At 44.2% G+C, this 2,335-nt stretch carries 2 protein-coding genes and 1 pseudogene; all 3 read left to right on the forward strand.

The genetic code is table 11. From position 1 onward, the window contains the following. Window positions 1-393 (forward strand): annotated as a pseudogene (locus tag F6K53_RS37540) (HNH endonuclease); the annotation flags it as partial. Window positions 394-595: 202 nt separating this feature from the next. Then, window positions 596-760: a hypothetical protein gene (locus tag F6K53_RS37545; RefSeq protein ID WP_293084735.1), complete on the forward strand. Its 165-nt coding sequence runs from the start codon at window positions 596-598 to the stop codon at window positions 758-760. A 299-nt stretch (window positions 761-1,059) separates the two neighbouring features. Next, a partial coding sequence (locus tag F6K53_RS37550; RefSeq protein WP_293084738.1) for a reverse transcriptase domain-containing protein occupies window positions 1,060-2,335 on the forward strand: 1,276 nt, incomplete at its 3' end.

A 2,335-nucleotide genomic window follows, 5' to 3' on the forward strand; every position in this document is an offset into this window, starting at 1 on the left:
GCAATGTTGGGAATTAGTTGATAAGTTAATGCGTTTAAGTCGTCATAAGCTCGATAATTATTTACGAGGTATGAGAGCTATGAAGCTTATACAGTCTACTTTTTAGCTCTCATGTCGCCCCCCCAGGGGACTAGGTCACCCTATGACGGCGACCTAGTATATTGGAGCCAAAGGAATAGTAAGCTCTACAACAATGCTACTGCAAAAGCCTTGAAAAAGCAGAAACATACCTGTGGATTATGTGGACTGAAATTTTTAGGAAACGAGGATGTACACCTTCATCACATAGATGGAAACCACGACAACTGGAATCCTAAGAACCTGCTAGCCGTCCATCATAGCTGTCACCAACTGACCCACGGGGGCAAGTCATTCGACAAGCCGAAAGGTTGAGATTGCTCAGGAGCTGGATGAGGGGAAACTTTCACGTCCAGTTCTGAAGTAGAGGTGCTGCTCGTAATAGAGTACATCGACTATAAGGTGCGGCTCGTTCTAACCCCGAGCTACCTGGGTAACCAGGAAGAAAAGGTTAGGTAGATGAATACAGCTGGGATTGTCTCCCCGGCCTTCATCTATAACTGTCCGAGGTATGTAGGTGAGAGACCTACCCTTAAGGGAATTAAGTGAATCCTTATCTGGCCACACCGAGGAGGCGGCAACCCCCAGAGTGAAGCTGGCAGCAGGGCGTAATCAGTTGACCACGAAGCAGGTAGGCAACACTGGCGCTAACAGGGATGTGACACGGTTAAACAATTCCTAGAAAAATGTCTTAATTCGGCCAAACTCAACCTGAACAACAAATGAGTCAAGGTCACTAGCGTTGATTCTCGCGGCATTATTCATTGATAGCCGTATTTCCCTGAGAAGCTAGTAGGCAGAGTGGAATGACCTAAATCACAAAAGAATCTCTTGGACGGAACGAGTAAAAACGACATCAAGGGTCTTAAGGAAAAGGTCGAAAACCTTAGGTAAGCTATGCCAAGCCTAATCCCCTATGTCGGGTACGATGTAACCGGAAACTGGTTACGGGCAATCAGAATACAGAAATCAGAGAAGAGCATGGTTAGACTCGCGCAAAAACGCAGAGAACTCTGGAGAGATATTGACTGGAAGAAACACCAGAAAATATTATTCCGCCTACAAAGAAGACTGTACAAAGCAGTTCGAGAAGGAGACCTTAGAAAAGCCAGGTCTATTCAAAGACTGATACTGAAGTCCCTATCAGCCAAACTTCTGGCCATCCGACAGGTAACTCAACTAAATAAGGGAAAGAGAACAGCGGGGGTAGATGGAAAGGCATCCCTAACCCACCGACAAAGATTCCTTCTATTGGGTGAATTGAACGACTGTGCAACTACCTGGAAACACAGCCGACTACGGGAAATCCCTATACCCAAAAAGAACGGTAAAACTAGAATACTCAAAGTACCCACGATTAAAGACAGAGCATGGCAATGTCTAGTGAAATACGCCCTGGAACCTGCACACGAAGCTACCTTTCACGCTCGGAGTTACGGGTTTAGGACTGGACGCTCAGCCCACGATGCTTTGATGTACGTTCACAAGAACTTTCAGTCAAATCACAACGGGGCAAGGAAAAGGGTCATAGAACTAGATATAAAGAAGTGCTTTGACCGAATATCACACGCCAGCATAATGGAAGCTCTGATTGCTCCTAAAGCTATAAAGCAAGGAATATTCAGATGTTTAAAAGCTGGAATAAACCCAGAGTTCCCTGAACAAGGTACACCTCAAGGGGGAGTCGTAAGCCCATTATTGGCTAACATTGCCCTAAACGGTATAGAAGAAATACATCCGTCAGTAAGATATGCTGATGACATGTTAATTTTCTTAAAGCCAGGAGATAAAGCAGAAAACATCCTAGAAAAGGTAAAAACCTTTTTGAAAGAGAGAGGGATGGAAATCAGTGAAGAAAAGACAAGGATAACTAAATCGACAGATGGATTTGACTTCTTAGGTTGGAACTTTATAAACAACAAGAAGAACGGAAAACATATAGTCACTCCCTCAGCGGAGAATTATCTGGCATTCCGGGATAAGGTCAAGAAAATCGTCAATAACTCGAACTATGGAGCTAAAGTAAAGGCTCAGAAACTAGCACCCATTGTTAGAGGTTGGAGAAATTACCACAAGTTCTGTAAGATGGACGGCTCTAGAAACAGTCTATGGTTCATGAACAATGATGCCTTTGACAGGTTCAAAAAGGAAAAGAAAATCGACAGAATAGAGGCAGCCAAGCTAGCGAAAAAAGCATTCCCAGCCGTCAAATGGAAAGAGTTTAAACACACCATGGTTCAAGGGACTAGGTCACCCA

The sequence above is a fragment of the Moorena sp. SIO4A1 genome (assembly GCF_010672065.1).
In the GTDB taxonomy this organism is placed as follows: Bacteria; Cyanobacteriota; Cyanobacteriia; order Cyanobacteriales; family Coleofasciculaceae; genus Moorena.